General features: G+C 62.5%; 9 protein-coding genes. 5 read left to right on the top strand and 4 right to left on the bottom strand.

All coding sequences use genetic code 11. The features are described from left to right. Positions 1–45: 45 nt before the first annotated feature. The gene (locus LJE93_14910) at positions 46–1,254 is read right to left on the bottom strand and encodes an acyl-CoA dehydrogenase family protein (protein ID MCG6950201.1); all 1,209 of its coding nucleotides are present in this window, start codon (positions 1,252–1,254) and stop codon (positions 46–48) included. A gap of 101 nt (positions 1,255–1,355) precedes the next feature. Here LJE93_14910 and LJE93_14905 point away from each other — a divergent pair, with 101 nt between their 5' ends. Both LJE93_14905 and LJE93_14900 read left to right on the top strand, forming a co-directional pair. Beyond that, positions 1,356–3,635 (top strand): protein kinase, encoded by a 2,280-nt coding sequence (locus LJE93_14905; GenBank protein ID MCG6950200.1) that lies wholly within the window; start codon positions 1,356–1,358, stop codon positions 3,633–3,635. Further along, positions 3,632–6,358 (top strand): protein kinase, encoded by a 2,727-nt coding sequence (locus tag LJE93_14900; protein ID MCG6950199.1) that lies wholly within the window; start codon positions 3,632–3,634, stop codon positions 6,356–6,358. Before LJE93_14905 ends, LJE93_14900 begins: the two co-directional genes overlap by 4 nt. 497 nt (positions 6,359–6,855) lie before the next feature. Here LJE93_14900 and LJE93_14895 read toward each other — a convergent pair whose 3' ends face one another. Further along, a complete protein-coding gene (locus tag LJE93_14895) occupies positions 6,856–8,175 on the bottom strand; it encodes a hypothetical protein (protein ID MCG6950198.1) in 1,320 nt (439 codons plus the stop codon). A gap of 202 nt (positions 8,176–8,377) precedes the next feature. Between LJE93_14895 and LJE93_14890 the strand changes: the two genes are divergently transcribed. Continuing rightward, on the top strand, positions 8,378–8,752 hold the full coding sequence (locus LJE93_14890) for a DUF3568 domain-containing protein (GenBank protein ID MCG6950197.1): 375 nt from the start codon (positions 8,378–8,380) through the stop codon (positions 8,750–8,752). 192 nt (positions 8,753–8,944) lie between these two features. On the opposite strand, the gene LJE93_14885 is transcribed toward LJE93_14890, so the two are convergent. Beyond that, positions 8,945–10,108: a thiolase family protein gene (locus tag LJE93_14885; protein MCG6950196.1), complete on the bottom strand. Its 1,164-nt coding sequence runs from the start codon at positions 10,106–10,108 to the stop codon at positions 8,945–8,947. Positions 10,109–10,130: 22 nt separating this feature from the next. Further along, positions 10,131–12,557, bottom strand: coding sequence for a hypothetical protein (locus LJE93_14880; GenBank protein ID MCG6950195.1), 2,427 nt, complete (start codon positions 12,555–12,557; stop codon positions 10,131–10,133). Positions 12,558–12,854: 297 nt separating this feature from the next. Between LJE93_14880 and LJE93_14875 the strand changes: the two genes are divergently transcribed. Together LJE93_14875 and LJE93_14870 are read left to right on the top strand one after the other, a co-directional pair. Continuing rightward, positions 12,855–13,694, top strand: coding sequence for an SLBB domain-containing protein (locus LJE93_14875; GenBank protein MCG6950194.1), 840 nt, complete (start codon positions 12,855–12,857; stop codon positions 13,692–13,694). An 18-nt stretch (positions 13,695–13,712) separates the two neighbouring features. Then, the gene (locus LJE93_14870) at positions 13,713–14,492 is read left to right on the top strand and encodes an enoyl-CoA hydratase/isomerase family protein (GenBank protein MCG6950193.1); all 780 of its coding nucleotides are present in this window, start codon (positions 13,713–13,715) and stop codon (positions 14,490–14,492) included. Positions 14,493–14,613 lie beyond the last annotated feature (121 nt).

Here is a 14,613-nt window from a genome sequence, read left to right as displayed (position 1 = left end):
TGGTATCAGGATGGGCGTCGAATCGGTCCGAATCGGCGCCGCTGGTCAAGCTTTGCCCGGTGGAGCGACATACTCACTCAGGATCCGCTTCGCGAGCGAGATCTTGTGCACCTCATCGGCGCCGTCATAGATACGAGCGGCCCGTTCGTGGCGGAAGAAATAGGCCAGTAGGGTATCGTCGGTCATGCCGAGCCCGCCGTGGACCTGTAGGGCGCGGTCGATGACCCGCTGCATGGTGTTGGCCACGGTGAACTTGATCATCGAGATGTCCTGCCGTGCTTCCCGCCACCCGCGGTTCTCGATCAGCCAGGCGGTGTGCAGCGTCATCAACCGTGCGGCTCTGATCTCGGCTGCGCTCTCCGCGATCCAGGCGCGAACGATATCGCGGTCACCCAGCACCTTTCCGGGGGCAATGGTGCGGGAGCCGGCTCGCTTGCACATGAGGTCGAAGGCGCGGTTGCAGATCCCGATCCAGCGCATGCAGTGGTGAATACGTCCCGGTCCGAGGCGTTCCTGGGCGATCGCGAAGCCGTGGCCTTCGGGGCCGAGCAGATTCGACTGTGGGACGCGGCACGAGTGATAGAGGATCTCGCCGTGGCTCGCCCAATCCTCGCCGGTGTGGCCCATCACGCTGATGTTGCGCACCAGGTCGAAGCCGGGGGTGTCGGTCGGAACGATGATCATGCTCGCCCGTCGGTGGAGGGGCGCCTCGGGGTCAGTGATCGTCATGACCACCGCGAAGGCCGCGCCGTCGGCGGCAGTCGTGTACCACTTTTGGCCGTTGATGACGTAGTCGTCGCCGTCCTTGACCGCAGTCGTTTCCATCATCACCGGGTTGGAGCCCGGCAGCTCGACCTCGGTCATCGAGAAGCAGCTGCGAATATCTCCGGCGACCAGTGGTTGCAGCCACCGCTCCTTCTGCTCGGGCGTGCCGTGAAGGTGGAGGATCTCGATATTGCCGGCGTCGGGAGCATGGCAGCCGAAGACGAAGTGGCCGAGCGGGGTGCCACCGACGGCCTCGGAGACCAGACCGAGCTCGATCAGGTTCAGGCCCATTCCTCCCAGCTCCCGCGGGTGGCCCGGAGCCCACAGCCCCATCTGCTTCACCATGGCCCTCTTCTTCTCGATCTCGGGCAGCAGCGAGCGAAAGGGATACCGCAGGAAATTTTCCTCCATCGGTATCAGCTCTTTGGCCACGTACTCGTCGATCATGCCGAGGATGGTCTGCATATTTTCGGACAGCGAAAAGTCCATCACGTCTCCCTGAATTGCCTTCGTCTCGCGGCACATCATACCGTCGCGCGACAGATCCAAGGCGTCCGCTCTACGGTAGAATGCGGCGGGAAACTCTGACAATGCGAGACCTCGTCGGTCGTAGCCTGGGTCACTACCGCCTCGTCGAGCTGATCGGCAAGGGCGGGATGGGGGAGGTCTACCGGGCGCACGACGAGCGGCTGGATCGGGACGTGGCGATCAAGGTGCTGCCGGAGGAGGTGGCGGGGGATGCGGAGAGACTGGCCCGCTTCGAGCGCGAAGCGAAGGCTGTCGCCGCGCTGTCACATGAAAACATTCTCGAAATCTTTGACTTCGACACTGCAGGCAGTCTGACTTACGCGGTGACCGAGTTCCTCCGAGGCGAAACCCTTCGACAACGCCTTCGCAAGGCTAACGCTCCGTTGCCTTGGAGGCAGGTTCGGGAGATCGGCTCCGGGGTGGCGAACGGGCTCAGCGCTGCGCATAGCAAGGGGGTCGTGCACCGGGACATCAAGCCCTCCAACATCTTTCTGTGCGAGGATCGCCGGTTGAAGATCCTCGATTTCGGACTCGCGGCGACCCGCGAGGCCACCGACAGCGAAGCGGAGACCGGTTCGATCGAGGCGCCGCTGACCCGCCAGCACTCGGTGATGGGAACGGTGGGCTACATGGCGCCCGAGCAGGTGCGGGGCGATCCGGTTGACCATCGCACGGATATCTTCGCTCTTGGCTGCGTTCTTTACGAAATGCTGACCGGACACCGGGCCTTCGAGCGTGACACAACCGCCGAGATCATGACCGCGATTCTCCGCGAGGAACCGACGTCAGTCGCCGGCTCGGGCGTCGATGTGGCTCCGGAGGTCGAGAGCGCGATACTCCGCTGTCTTGACAAGAATCCCGAGCGACGTTTCCAATCAGCCACAGATCTGGCGTTCCTGCTGCGCTCTCTTCCGGCTGTTCCACCCTCGCACGAAGTTGGTTCGCTGCGCGGCGGCCTCCAGGCGGAAGACGACCGTCCGTCGGTTGGCGTATTGCCGTTCGCCAACATGTCAGCTGACCCGGAACAGGAATATTTTTGTGACGGTATGGCAGAGGAGATCATCAACGCCCTCGCCCAGGTTCAGGGCCTGCGCGTGATCGCGCGGACTTCGGCCTTCGCCTTCAAGGGGAAGCATGAGGACGTGCGGCAGATCGGGTCCGCACTGGACGTCGGCGCCATCGTCGAGGGAAGCGTTCGCAAAGCCGGCGATCGGCTCCGAATCACCGCCCAGCTGGTCGATGCCCGGGACGGCTCTCACCTCTGGTCGGAGCGCTTCGACCGGAATCTCGAGGACGTGTTCTCGATTCAGGACGAAATTGCCCTGGCGATCGTCGAAAACCTCCAGGTCGAGCTTCTTGGGAAAGAGCGGGCAGCGGTCGTGCGCCGTCCGACGGACAACATGGACGCCTACCAGGTATTTCTGAAGGCGTGGTTCTATTGGAACGAGCTGACCGAGCAGGGGTATGCACGCAGCATCGAGTGTTTCAATGAGGCGATCCGGATGGATCCGACATTCGCCAGCGCCTATGTAGGTTTGGCGACTGCGACGCTTTCCCAGAGCTGGTGGGGCGAGCTCGCACCGGTTGAGGGTCTCGCTGCTGCCCGGCCGCTGGTGGCGCGAGCTCTCGAGCTTGATGACACGATTCCGGAGGCGCACTCGTTCAGCGCGATGATCTCGTTCTTCGAGCGCGATTGGGAAGCGGCCGAGAAGGGTCATCTCAAAGCGATTGTGCTGGGGCCGAACGTCGCCGAAACGCACGGTCAGTTCGCTGCACAGCTGTTGTGCCTGCGCAGATTTGACGAGGCGCTGACCCACGCCCGCTTGACCCGGAGACTCGACCCGCTGTCGCCGAACTGGAACACCTGGACCTACTCCTGGGTGGCCCTTGCCGGAGATCGTAACGAGGGTTTGACGGGACTCGAGGGAGTCGTGGCCATGCACCCGAACCACTGGATGCCGCACAATTTCCTGAGCTTCCACTTTGTCCTCGACTCACGATTCGACGAGGCGAGAGCCGAGGCGGAGAAGGCGGTCGAGCTTTCGGGCAACCACTCGAGCGCAGTCACGCAGCTCGCGTGTGTGTGCTACATGCGGGGCGAGACGCATCGCGGAGATGAGATGTTTGAAATTCTCCAGAGCAGGGCACGCACCACCTACGTGCCGCCGACGTTTCTGGCTTGGGTTCACCTCGCACGCAACGAGCCCCATCGGGCAGTCGCTCTACTCGAGAGAGCAGTTCAGGGCCTGGACCCGTGGCTCGCGTTCCACCGCCTCATGGCCCCTCCGTCCGCGCCGGACGATGCTCGGATTGAAGAGTTGCTTCAAGGTGTCGGCCTGTGACGAGCCAGGATTTCGCCGGCACGACCCTCGGGCATTTCCGTGTCGTCGAGCTGATCGGCAAGGGCGGGATGGGCGAGGTCTACCGCGCCCGCGACGAGCGCCTCGACCGGGACGTGGCCATCAAGGTGCTGCCGGAGGCGGTGGCGAACGATCCCGAGCGGATGCGGCGCTTCGAGCGCGAGGCGAAGGCTCTGGCTGCCTTGAACCACCCGAATATCGCAACAGTTTTCGGTTTGGAGACCGTCGAGTCGGGCACGGACTCGGACGCGGACTCGGACGCGGGAGCGAGCCTCAGGCCTCAAGACCCAAGCCTCAGGTCCTTCCTCGTGATGGAGTTGCTCAAAGGCGCATCCCTCCGCGAGCTGATCTCCAAGGGTGGCATCACGACCGGGAAGGCCGTCGAGTACGCGAGGGCAATTGCCGATGGGCTCGCGGCGGCGCATGAAAAAGGGATCGTGCACCGCGACCTCAAGCCGGAAAATATCTTTTTGACGAGCGATGGTCGAATCAAGATCCTCGATTTCGGTCTGGCCAAGCTGAAACTGCCCGAGGCCGAGCTGACCACCGAGACGCCGACTGCAACGCTCGACACCTCGCCCGGCGCCGTCATGGGCACGATGGCTTACATGGCCCCCGAGCAGGTGCAAGGGCAGGCGGCCGATCACAGATCCGATATCTTTGCCCTCGGAGTCGTGCTCTATGAAATGTTCACCGGTCAACGGCCTTTCGGCGGTTCGACGACGGTCGAAACTGCAGCCGCGATCCTCAAGGAGGATCCCGAACCGATCCCGGCTGCGGCCGCCGTGCCCCCGACGCTGGGGAGCGTGGTCGGCAAATGCCTCGAGAAGCGCCCCGAGGACCGCTTCGGCTCGGCCCATGATCTGGCACTGACGCTCGGAGCACTCGACGCTTCCGAGACCGTGCCTCCAAGCGGGGAACAATCGATCATCGGCAAACGGTGGCTGCACATCCTGGCGGTCGTCATCGCGGCCGTCATCGCGCTGCTGGTCATTCTGCCGCCGGAAGCGCTGTTCGACCGCGGAGCGGATGAACCGGTCGTCAAATCGTTGCCTCGGATTGTCGTGCTCCCATTCGAAAACCTCGGCTCGCCGGACGATGAGTACTTCGCGGACGGAATGACCGAGGAGATCACGGCACGCCTGGCAATGATCAACGGGTTCCGCGTGATCTCGAGAACCAGCGCCGTCCAGTACGCCGGCACCGACAAGACCGTCGCCCAGATCGGGGCCGAGCTGACGGTGGACTTCATCTTGGAAGGCACCGTGAGGTGGGCTCGCGGAGAGGGTGGCACGAGCCGCATCAGGGTCACGCCACAGTTGATCCGGGTCAGTGACGATACCCACCTGTGGGCCGAGACCTACGACCAGGTGATCGACGATGTGTTCGAGATCCAGTCGGAAATTGCGCAGAGCGTCACCGACCACCTCGGCGTGTCTCTCGCAGGTGACGCGCGGGCGCTCGTCGATGCCCAGCCCACTTCCAACCTCGACGCCTATCACGCCTATCTGCGCGGTCGACACCTCGCCGCTCAGCCGCACTTCACTTACGAGAACTGGGAACGGGTGATGGCGGCATTCCAAGAGGCGGTTGAGCTCGACCCGGACTTCGCGCTTGCCCACGCGGAGCTGGCCCGAGGCCACGCATTGTTGCGCTATTACCGCCACGACCTGTCGCCGGCAAACCTGGAGTCCGCCGATACGGCCGCACGCAGGGCTCTCGAGCTCGCCCCCGAATCGCCCAGGGTCCACCTCGACATCGGCTATTACCGGCTCTGGGCCTACAGGGACGTGGACGGCGCGCTGGCCGAGTTCGGGCGAGCCGGCGCCGGCCTCCCCGAAAACGCCGAGGTCCTCGATGCGAGGAGCGATGTCTACCTGCTCCAGGGACGCTGGGACGAGTACCTGGACGTGCTGCAGCGCGCCGTCGAGCTGAGCCCACGAAGCGCCAGGCTGATCGCCGGGATCGGGGCGGGGTTGTGGACGACGCGATGCTACCCCGAGGCGATGGTGGCCTTCGACCAGGCCATGACGCTCGCCCCGGAGACCCTGTGGCCATACCTCTACAAGGTCCTCAACCTGTGGAGCTGGTATGGCGACGCCTCAGAGACCCGCCAGATCCTCCAATCGATGCCGCCAACCGAGGATGACTGGGTGAGGTGGATCTGGTTCTGGCAGGAGATGTTCGAAGGGCGGTACGAGCAGGCGATCGGGCGGCTCGAATCGGCGACCGACGGGTGGATCGACCTCAAGATGTGGGCCCGGCCCAACGCCCTTTTTGCCGGCTATGCTTACGAGCGACTCGGCGAGCTCCAGGCCGCTGCGGACGCGTACGAGGCCGCGCGCGCCCTCCTCGAGCCCGCGGCAGCCGCCTCACCCGAGGACCCCCGGCTCCACAGCTCGCTGGGCATCGTATACGCGATTCAGGGGCGGCGTGAGGATGCGGTCCGCGAGGGCGAGCTGGCGTGCACCCTGCTGCCGCGGTCGACGGACGGCTACTACTACCTTCCGTACGTGATCGATCTCGCGCACATCCACACCCTCCTCGGTCAACGCGATGCAGCTGTCGAACAGCTCCAGTACCTGCTCGAGAATCCCGGCTGGATCTCGAGCCCGTTCCTCCGAGCAGACCCGCGCTGGAGCCCGCTGAAGGATGATCCCCGTTTCCAGGCACTTTTGAAGAAGTACGACACCCAAGTGAATTGAAAAAACCAATCCCACAGATTCCTCGGCTCCGGCGTCGCTGCGCTCCGCCTCTACTCGGATTGACAACTACAGTCTAGATTGAAAAGACACCAGGCGGGAGAGTTCCAAAAGATATTCGTCGGGAGTTCTTTTCAGAAATTTAAGAGCCCCGGATTTCGGATCGGTTCGTGACGAGCGGTGCGTGACGACGCGAAAGGTGGGGCATGCGCCGCGCCCGCGAACGAGGCGTACTTGGGGTACGTCGAAGTGAGCGGGCGCAAGCAGGCACCGCAAGGCGTGGTGTCTCGCGGCGCGCAGTAGAACCGATCCGAAATCCAGGGCTCAAAAAAACCGGGTCGGGCGACCCGGAGAGATCAGGGATATGAAAATTGGTCGTGGGAAGCCGGAGCTTCCAGCGACTGCTGAATTGAAGCCGTCGCAACACGGGCCGCTTTCGCATGGCGCGGGGCCGGTGCGCCGACGGACGTTCGGAACCCTATCGTGTTTCGATCCGCAAATCAACTCTTGTTGACGGCTGCGAGGTGGGCTTCGAGGTAGCGGTAATCCGGGGTCAGCGCTCCGCGATGGGCAATCACCGCTCCGAGCAGCTCGGGCGGAATGTCGAGATCGGCGAACGGAACGTCGAAATCGGTCGCCGCCAGGCGGGGCAGGAAGGCTCCGAGGGCAGAGGCGAACTCCTCGGATGCTTCCCGCGGCAGCTCTGCCGGAAGGATGTCGACCGCGAGCACCACCGGACCCCGCCCGTCGACTCCGGAGGCGATCGTGCCCTCCTCGGTGTCGTAGACGTAGACCGGGTCGGAGGGCTCGGTGCACTTGAGTGTGCACTCGACTGCACCTTCGACGTCGCAGCTGAGGTCGCCGATGACCTTCAGCCTGGGCGGTACTTTGGCCAACCAAAGGGCCTTGAGCTGCGATTTCGTCACCAGGCGCGGGTAGCGCTCGTCCCAGTAGTTGCAGTTCATGAGCACCGTCAGGTACGGCAGGAGCCTGCCGCTGACCGATTGGTAACGCCCGGGGTGATTGTAGTAATCCTGAAGCTCGAATGCGCCGCCGTCCGTGGACTCGACCAGGTCGGCCTCCTTGAAGGTCGTCTGGTAGAGGCAGTGGGGCGACGACTCCTCGAAGGCGGATTCCAGGTTGTCTGGCGCCACCTCTCGGGTGGGGAGCTCGGAGAGGATCTCTCGCGCACCTCCGGCGACGTTGCCGTAACCGGCGATGCCGACGATCAACGGTGTCAGCTCTTCCGGAAGACCGTCGGAGGCGATTCGCTCGCCTGCCCGTCGAATCGCGTTCTTGGCTTCGTCCAGGCTGGGATAGGCGTGCGCCGCCTCGATCTCGGCCAATGGTGTCGGCTGGCCTTCCCTGCGCAGGCGTTGGCCGAGCGCCCAGAGGGTGTCGATCATGCCTGCGAGACCGGCAAACCGGCCGAAGAAGATCAGCCTTTTGCCTTGTTCATCGCAGATTTTTTCGTAATCGATGAGGGTGCAGCCGAGCTCGAGAATCTTTGCCAGCATTGGCATGTTGTAGGGCTGGCCCTTGATGACGTGCGAGAAAAACGCGTACGCGGTGCGGGGCTCGAAGAGATCTGGCGGGACCTCTTTGACTCCGAGAATAACGTTGGCTCCGGCGAGGCTCTCCGACACGCGGGCTCCGGCGCGAACGTACTCCTTGTCGCGGAAAACCCGCCGGGCCGAGGGCTGGACCAGCACCTCGATACCGGATCCGTGGACCAACCGGGCGACCAGATCCGGTGTAATCGGTGTGCGTCGCTCCAGCGGGCTCTTTGTTTCACGACGTACCGCGATTGTTCCACTCATGTCATACCTCTCCCGGCAGATTACATCCCCTGGTTTTTCGGTACAAGGCAGTAGACGGCAACTTCCGTTCCCGATCCCGGCCCCGTTCCCGCTCCCGAGAAAATGCCAGAGATTGTGATACTCGTCATCGGGATCGGGTTCGGGAACGGGATCGGGATCGGAGAGTCTCGACAATTCCTCTGCCAGGGAGTAGGGTTTCTTCATGAAGAAACTACTGATCGTGATGGTGTGTGTGGGGCTCCTGATGGGCTGCAAGACAGCGGTCGTGACCCCAGAGGGAACCGATGCCGAGTACAGCCCGGCGGAGGGGGTGCTTCGATCGTATCTCGATGGCTCCGTGCCGGATGTGGTCAACGCCACCAACACCGCGCTCGAGGATCTCGAGCTCGTCGGTATCGACAGCACAGTCGACAAGCTCAAGGGGAAGATCACGGCGCGTATGGCGGTCGGCACCAAGGTCAGCATCTGGCTGGAGGCGGTCGACTTCGACACGACGTCGATCAAGATCAAGGTCGGCACTTTTGGCGACCGCTCGGTCTCGTTGCAGATTCTGAGGAGTATCGAGAAACACCTCTAGGTGAATTAGGAATTCTGAATTAGGAATTAGGAATGCCGCCCACCCACCCTCGGCGCATCACCAAGACCGGGGGGCTGGGCGGGAATTCCTCATTCCTCATTCCTCATTCCTCATTCCTCATTCCTACCTGCGTTTGGCAATGGAAAAAACCCGGTTGTTGGGCCGGGTTCTTTCGTTGAAGTTAGATTGCATCTAAGGCCGTTCGAGCAGGTACGCGAATCCCATTCCGCCGCCGATGCACATTGTGACGATGCCGCGCTTGGCCTCGCGGAGCTTGAGTTCAGAGAGGATCTTGACGGTCAGGACCGCGCCGGTCGCGCCGAGCGGGTGGCCGGTGGCGATGGCACCGCCGTTGACGTTCGTCTTTTCGGGATCGAGGCCGAGCTCGTTGACGCAGTAGACGGACTGACTGGCGAACGCCTCGTTGATCTCGACCAGGTCGATGTCGTCCAGCTTGAGCGAAACCCGGTCGAGCAGCTTGGGCACCGCGACGGTGGGACCGATACCCATCTCGTCCGGATCGACCCCGGCCACCGCCCAGTGCCGAACGTACGCGATCGGTTCGAGTCCCATCTCCTTCGCTTTGTCGTCCCCCATGATGACGACTGCGGCGGCGCCGTCGTTGATCTGTGACGCGTTACCGGCGGTGACCGTTCCTAACGGGTCGAAGACCGGCTTGAGCTTGGCGAGACCCTCGACCGTCGTGTCGGCTCGCGGTCCCTCATCCGTGTCGAAGACGAACTCGCGCCAGCCGCCGTTCTCGCGGACGCGGACTTCGAGCGGCACGATCTGATCGTCGAACTTCCCGGTCTCGATCGCCGCGACTGCTTTGCGGTGCGAGTTGAAGGCGAACTCATCCTGCATCTCGCGGGTGATGTCGTACCGCCTCGCCACGACCTCCGCCGTGGTTCCCATAGCCGCGTAGGCGTTCGGCATGGCATGCATCAGCCCGGGGTAGGCGATCGGTTTGTTCCCGCCCATCGCGACCATTGACATTGACTCGACGCCTCCGGCGACCACGATATCTGCGTTGCCGGCGCGGATGCTGTCGGCGGCAAGGGCGATCGTCTGTGAGCCGGAACAGCAGAAGCGGTTGACGGTGATGGCCGGAACCGCGGTTGGAAATCCGGCCGCGAGGGTGATCAACCGGGCGACGTTCATGCCCTGCTCGCCCTCGGGCATGGCACACCCCAGGATCACGTCACTTACCATCTCCTTCTCGAGACCGGGCGTGCGCTCGACCAGCCCCTCGATCATCTTCGACGTGAAGTACTCGGGGCGGGTGTCGCGCAGGCTGCCCTTCTTTGCCCGGCCGATGGCCGTGCGGGCTGCTGAAACGATGACGGCTTCACGCATCGCTAAAACTCCTTTGATCTTCTCAGTTCCGGAGCGGCTTGTTGTTAACCAGCATGTAGCTGATCCGGTCCTGGGTCTTGGGCTCGCCGCACAGCGAGAGGAATGCCTCGCGCTCGAGGTCGAGGATCGTCTGTTGGTCGACGGTGTCGTTTATCGTTGTGTCGCCCCCGGTGAGGATGCGGCCGAGGTGGCGGGCGATCTTCTCGTCGTGTGATGAGATCCAGTGGGTGAGCTTCATGTTGTGGAGCATCATTTCGAGGGTTGCCTGACCCTCCTTGCCGGGCAGGCGGAAGGATTTCATCATTGGCGGGTGGTACCCTTCGTCGGCCATCGCGATCGCCATCCGCTTGGCAGTCCACAGCTGCTGGTCGCGGTTGATTTCGACCTTGTCGAATGGCCGCAGGTATTTGCGGTCGCGGCCCTCTTCACCCGACGTGGCGACCTTGGCCATGCCGATGTTTTCGAAGGCGGTGCGGATGAACGGAAGATTCGACAGCACCGGCTCCTCGATGCCCTCGAGCACCCTCTCGAGCATGAAGTAGCATCCGCCGCCGGCCGGGATCAGGCCGACCCCGACCTCGACCAGGCCGATGTACGTTTCGGCTGCAGCGCAGACCCGGTCTCCGCCCATGGTGATCTCGCAACCGCCGCCGAAGGCGTACGCGAAGGGTGCCGTGATGACCGGGATTCTGGCCTTTCGGAGGCCGGTGGTCATGCCCTGGAAGGCACGGATCATCTCGTCGATTGCGCCCCACTGATTGGCCTGGATGCCCTCGAGCACCATCAGGAGGTTGGCGCCGGCGGAGAAGTTTTCTCCCTGGTGGTGGATGACGAGGCCGCGGAAGTCTCGCTCGCCAATTTCGACTCCCTTGGCCATGACCTCAATGATGTACTCGTCGATCGGGTTCATGCGCGGCTGCAGGGCCGAGTGGAACTCGACGCAGGCGACGCCATCACCGAGATCCACCAGTGACGCGCCCTTGTTGGAGAAGATGACCTTTTTCTCGTCCCGTTTGATCTCCTTGAGGAAGAGGAAGGTCTCGGGCCGCGGCTCGTCGAGGTAGCTCTTGCTCTCGGGGTCGTAGTACTGGCGTCCCGTGGGCGACTCGACGTAGAAGCTCTCGTGTCCGGCGGCGAGCATTTCGGTCACCCATGGGGCGGGCTTGACGCCGTCGGCCTCCATCTTCTCGACGACCATCTTGACGCCGAGAACATCCCAGGTCTCGAACGGACCGAGATCCCAGTTGTAGCCCCAGCGCAGAGCGTTGTCGATGTCGACGATGGAGTCCGAGATCTCGCCGAGACGGTCGGAGCTGTAGGCCAGGGTGTCGCGCATCAACCTCCAGGCGAACTCGCCGCCGCGGTCTTCGGCGAAGACCACATCGTGGATGCGCTGTCCGACGTCGTGCGTCTTCTTGGCCTCCTTGAGTGACGGGATATCGGGCCGCACCTTGGGCCGGTACTCTCCGGTCTTCCAGTCGATGACGAGCTTGGTCTTGGAGCCGTCATCCTCCTTCTGGATGCGATAGAAGCCGCCCTTGTCCTTGGTCTTGCGGCCGAGGGACCCGGCTTCGATCATCTTGGTGATGAACTCCGGGACCTGGAAGATCTCGCGCTGAGGATCATCCGGACAGCCTTCGTAGATGGTGTTGGTCACGTGCGCCAGCACGTCGATGCCGACCAGATCCGCCGTGCCGAACGATGCGGAACCAGGGTGCCCCATGGCGGGACCCGTGATGGCATCCACCTCGTCCACCTCGTAGTCCATCTCGACCATCGCGTTGATGGTGGCGGCCATGCCGAAGGTGCCGATCCGGTTGCCGATGAAGTTCGGTGTGTCCTTGCCGAATACGATGCCCTTGCCGAGGCGGAAGCGCCCGAAGTCGGTGAAGAACTCCATGATTTCCGGCTTGGTCTTCTCGCCGGGGACCAGTTCGAGCAGGCGCATGTAGCGGACCGGGTTGAAAAAATGGGTGACCAGGAAATGCTCCTGGAAGTCCTCTGATCGACCTTCGGTCATGCCGGCGATCGAGAGCCCCGAGGTATTCGAGGTAATGATGCTCCCCGGTTTGCGTACCTCGTCGACGCGCGCGAAGACCTGCTGTTTGATGTCAAGGCGTTCGACGACAACCTCGACGATCCAATCGCAGTCGGCCAGCCGTTCCCAGTCGTCCTCGAAATTACCGATCTCGATCAGCGGAAGGAAGCGTTTCGAGTAGAGAGCCGCCGGCTTCGACTTCTTGATGCCCTCCAGCCCCGCCGTCGAGAACTTGTTGCGGAATCTCGGGTCGTCGGCCGTGAGTCCCTTCTTCTTGTCCTCGTCGGTGAGTTCCGGCGGAACGATGTCGAGCAACAAAACCGGGATCCCGGCGTTGGCGAGATGGGCAGCAATACCCGAGCCCATGACGCCAGCGCCGAGGACAGCGGCCCTTTGGATTTCAGTGGCCATGAATCAACCTCCCGTCAGGCTGGTGAATGAACACTCATTCATTCTGAACGATTCGCCGCAGGATGGCAAGAAATTTCGAAAGCCTGTTTCGCGACCCCCTGTGAATCTGCGGAAACCGGCGTAGATGAGGTGATTGTGGGCTTTTCCACGGTATCAGTCGCTGTGGTGCGAAGATGGGCAGCGATGCCAAGATGCGGCATACACGACCTCGAAGAGGCCCGGCGGGTCGATGAACAGGTGTTGAAACGCCTCGGACACACGCCCCGAGTTGGAACCCGAATGTGGTACCTTCCGACCATGATTGAGCAGCGTTACCTCCGCTTGGTCCTGATTTCGGCTCTCTGCGTGGCCACGAGCATCGGAGCCCAGGAGATTGTTGCCGAGGACGCGGGTTATCGTGTCGGCGTCGGTGATGTGATCGGGGTCGAGGCATTTCAGGCGAAGGATATCAGCGGCGAATATGCGGTCGAGGCGGCGGGTACAATCACGTTCCCCCTGCTTGGTGCGGTGCCTGTCAGAGGCAAGACCGCCGCAGAAGTTGCTGACCTCCTCGAGGAGCTGCTGGAAAAGGATTATTACGTCGACGTGCAGCTCAAGGTCGAGGTGAGACTCTTTGCGTCGCAGCCGGTGACCCTCCTGGGTGAAGTGCAGAAACCGGGGACCTATTACCTCGAGGGGCGGACGACGCTGACCGAGTTGCTGGCCAAAGCCGGTGGTCTGAAGTCGAGCGCGGGACCGGTGCTCGAACTCCGGCGAACGGCTCGCGAGGATAGTGAGGGCCCGCCGGAACCGATGATTTTCGAAACCGAAAAGCTGTCCACGGGAGAGGCGGGACACGACGTCACGCTTCGGGCGGGCGATGTCCTGTACGTGTCGCCGAAAAAGCTCTATTTCATCACCGGCGAGATCACCCGCCCTGGCCAGTACGAGATCTCGCTCGGAATGACTTTGATGCAGGCGCTCTCACAGGGAGGCGGGGTGAGCAAATTCGCCTCCCAGCTCATCGAGGTGCACCGCGAGGTCGATGGCGAGAAAACGATCCTGAGTTACGACCTGTCACAGATCCGAAAGGGTCGAGTTCCCGATCCTGCGATTTTTTCCGGTGACGTGATCTACGTCAAGCGCCGGTTCTTCTGATACCCAACGGAGGATTGCATGAGCTACCAGAATGTGTTGGCGGAAAATCGCGACGGTGTGATGTGGCTGACTGTGAATCGACCCGAGAAACTGAACGCGCTCAACAGGGCGACGATGGGCGAAATTGAAGCTGTAGTCGCCTCGGCGGCGGCCGATGATGATGTTTGGGCGTTGGTCGTGACCGGTGCAGGCGAGAAGGCGTTCGTGGCTGGAGCTGACATCAGTGAGCTCAACACTCTCGGTCCAGTCGAGGCCAAAGAGTTCGCGCTGCGCGGGCAGGCGGTGTTCCTCCAGATCGAACGCATGACCAAGCCCGTGATAGCGGCTGTAAACGGCTTTGCCCTCGGCGGTGGCTGTGAGCTGGCGATGGCCTGCCACATGAGGGTCGCTTCAACGAACGCGGTATTCGGCCAGCCGGAGGTGAAGCTCGGGTTGATTCCCGGGTATGCCGGCACCCAACGTCTGCCGCGTGTGGTCGGACGGGGTCGGGCACTGGAGATCCTGCTCACCGGCCGCAATGTCGACGCTCGAGAGGCGGAGAGAATCGGTCTCGCAAACGCCGTGTGCGAGCAGACGGAGCTCGTCGACACGGTTGAGACGATAATGAACCAAATCCTCGCCAACGGTCCTCTCGCCGTAGGCCACTGCATCGAAGCGGTCAATCACGGCCTCGACCTGCCCTTCGAGGACGCGTGTCTGCTCGAGGCGACGCTTTTCGGGGTGGGAGCGGCGAGCGAACAGATGCGTGAGGGAACGTCCGCGTTTCTCGAGAAACGGAAGGCACGGTTCAGGTCCTGAATCATTTCGGACGCGCGTCTAGTCCGTCTTCACAATCAGGGGTCCGTGCACAGCAGTCCCCCGAATAACTCTTTTGAAGGCCTACGTAGTATTCTTGAATCGGGAAAAGTGACGACGAGGA

The organism is Acidobacteriota bacterium (assembly GCA_022340665.1).
In the GTDB taxonomy this organism is placed as follows: Bacteria; Acidobacteriota; Thermoanaerobaculia; order Thermoanaerobaculales; family Sulfomarinibacteraceae; genus Sulfomarinibacter.
This window is presented reverse-complemented; position numbering and strand designations above follow the sequence as displayed.

Excerpts from the sequence above, each read along its gene's own strand:
- LJE93_14875 (MCG6950194.1), top strand. The coding sequence starts at position 12,855 with ATGATTGAGCAGCGTTACCTCCGCTTGGTCCTGATTTCGGCTCTCTGC.
- LJE93_14885 (MCG6950196.1), bottom strand. The coding sequence starts at position 10,108 with ATGCGTGAAGCCGTCATCGTTTCAGCAGCCCGCACGGCCATCGGCCGG.
- LJE93_14905 (MCG6950200.1), top strand. The coding sequence starts at position 1,356 with ATGCGAGACCTCGTCGGTCGTAGCCTGGGTCACTACCGCCTCGTCGAG.
- LJE93_14910 (MCG6950201.1), bottom strand. The coding sequence starts at position 1,254 with ATGGACTTTTCGCTGTCCGAAAATATGCAGACCATCCTCGGCATGATC.
- LJE93_14895 (MCG6950198.1), bottom strand. The coding sequence starts at position 8,175 with ATGAGTGGAACAATCGCGGTACGTCGTGAAACAAAGAGCCCGCTGGAG.
- LJE93_14870 (MCG6950193.1), top strand. The coding sequence starts at position 13,713 with ATGAGCTACCAGAATGTGTTGGCGGAAAATCGCGACGGTGTGATGTGG.
- LJE93_14890 (MCG6950197.1), top strand. The coding sequence starts at position 8,378 with ATGAAGAAACTACTGATCGTGATGGTGTGTGTGGGGCTCCTGATGGGC.
- LJE93_14880 (MCG6950195.1), bottom strand. The coding sequence starts at position 12,557 with ATGGCCACTGAAATCCAAAGGGCCGCTGTCCTCGGCGCTGGCGTCATG.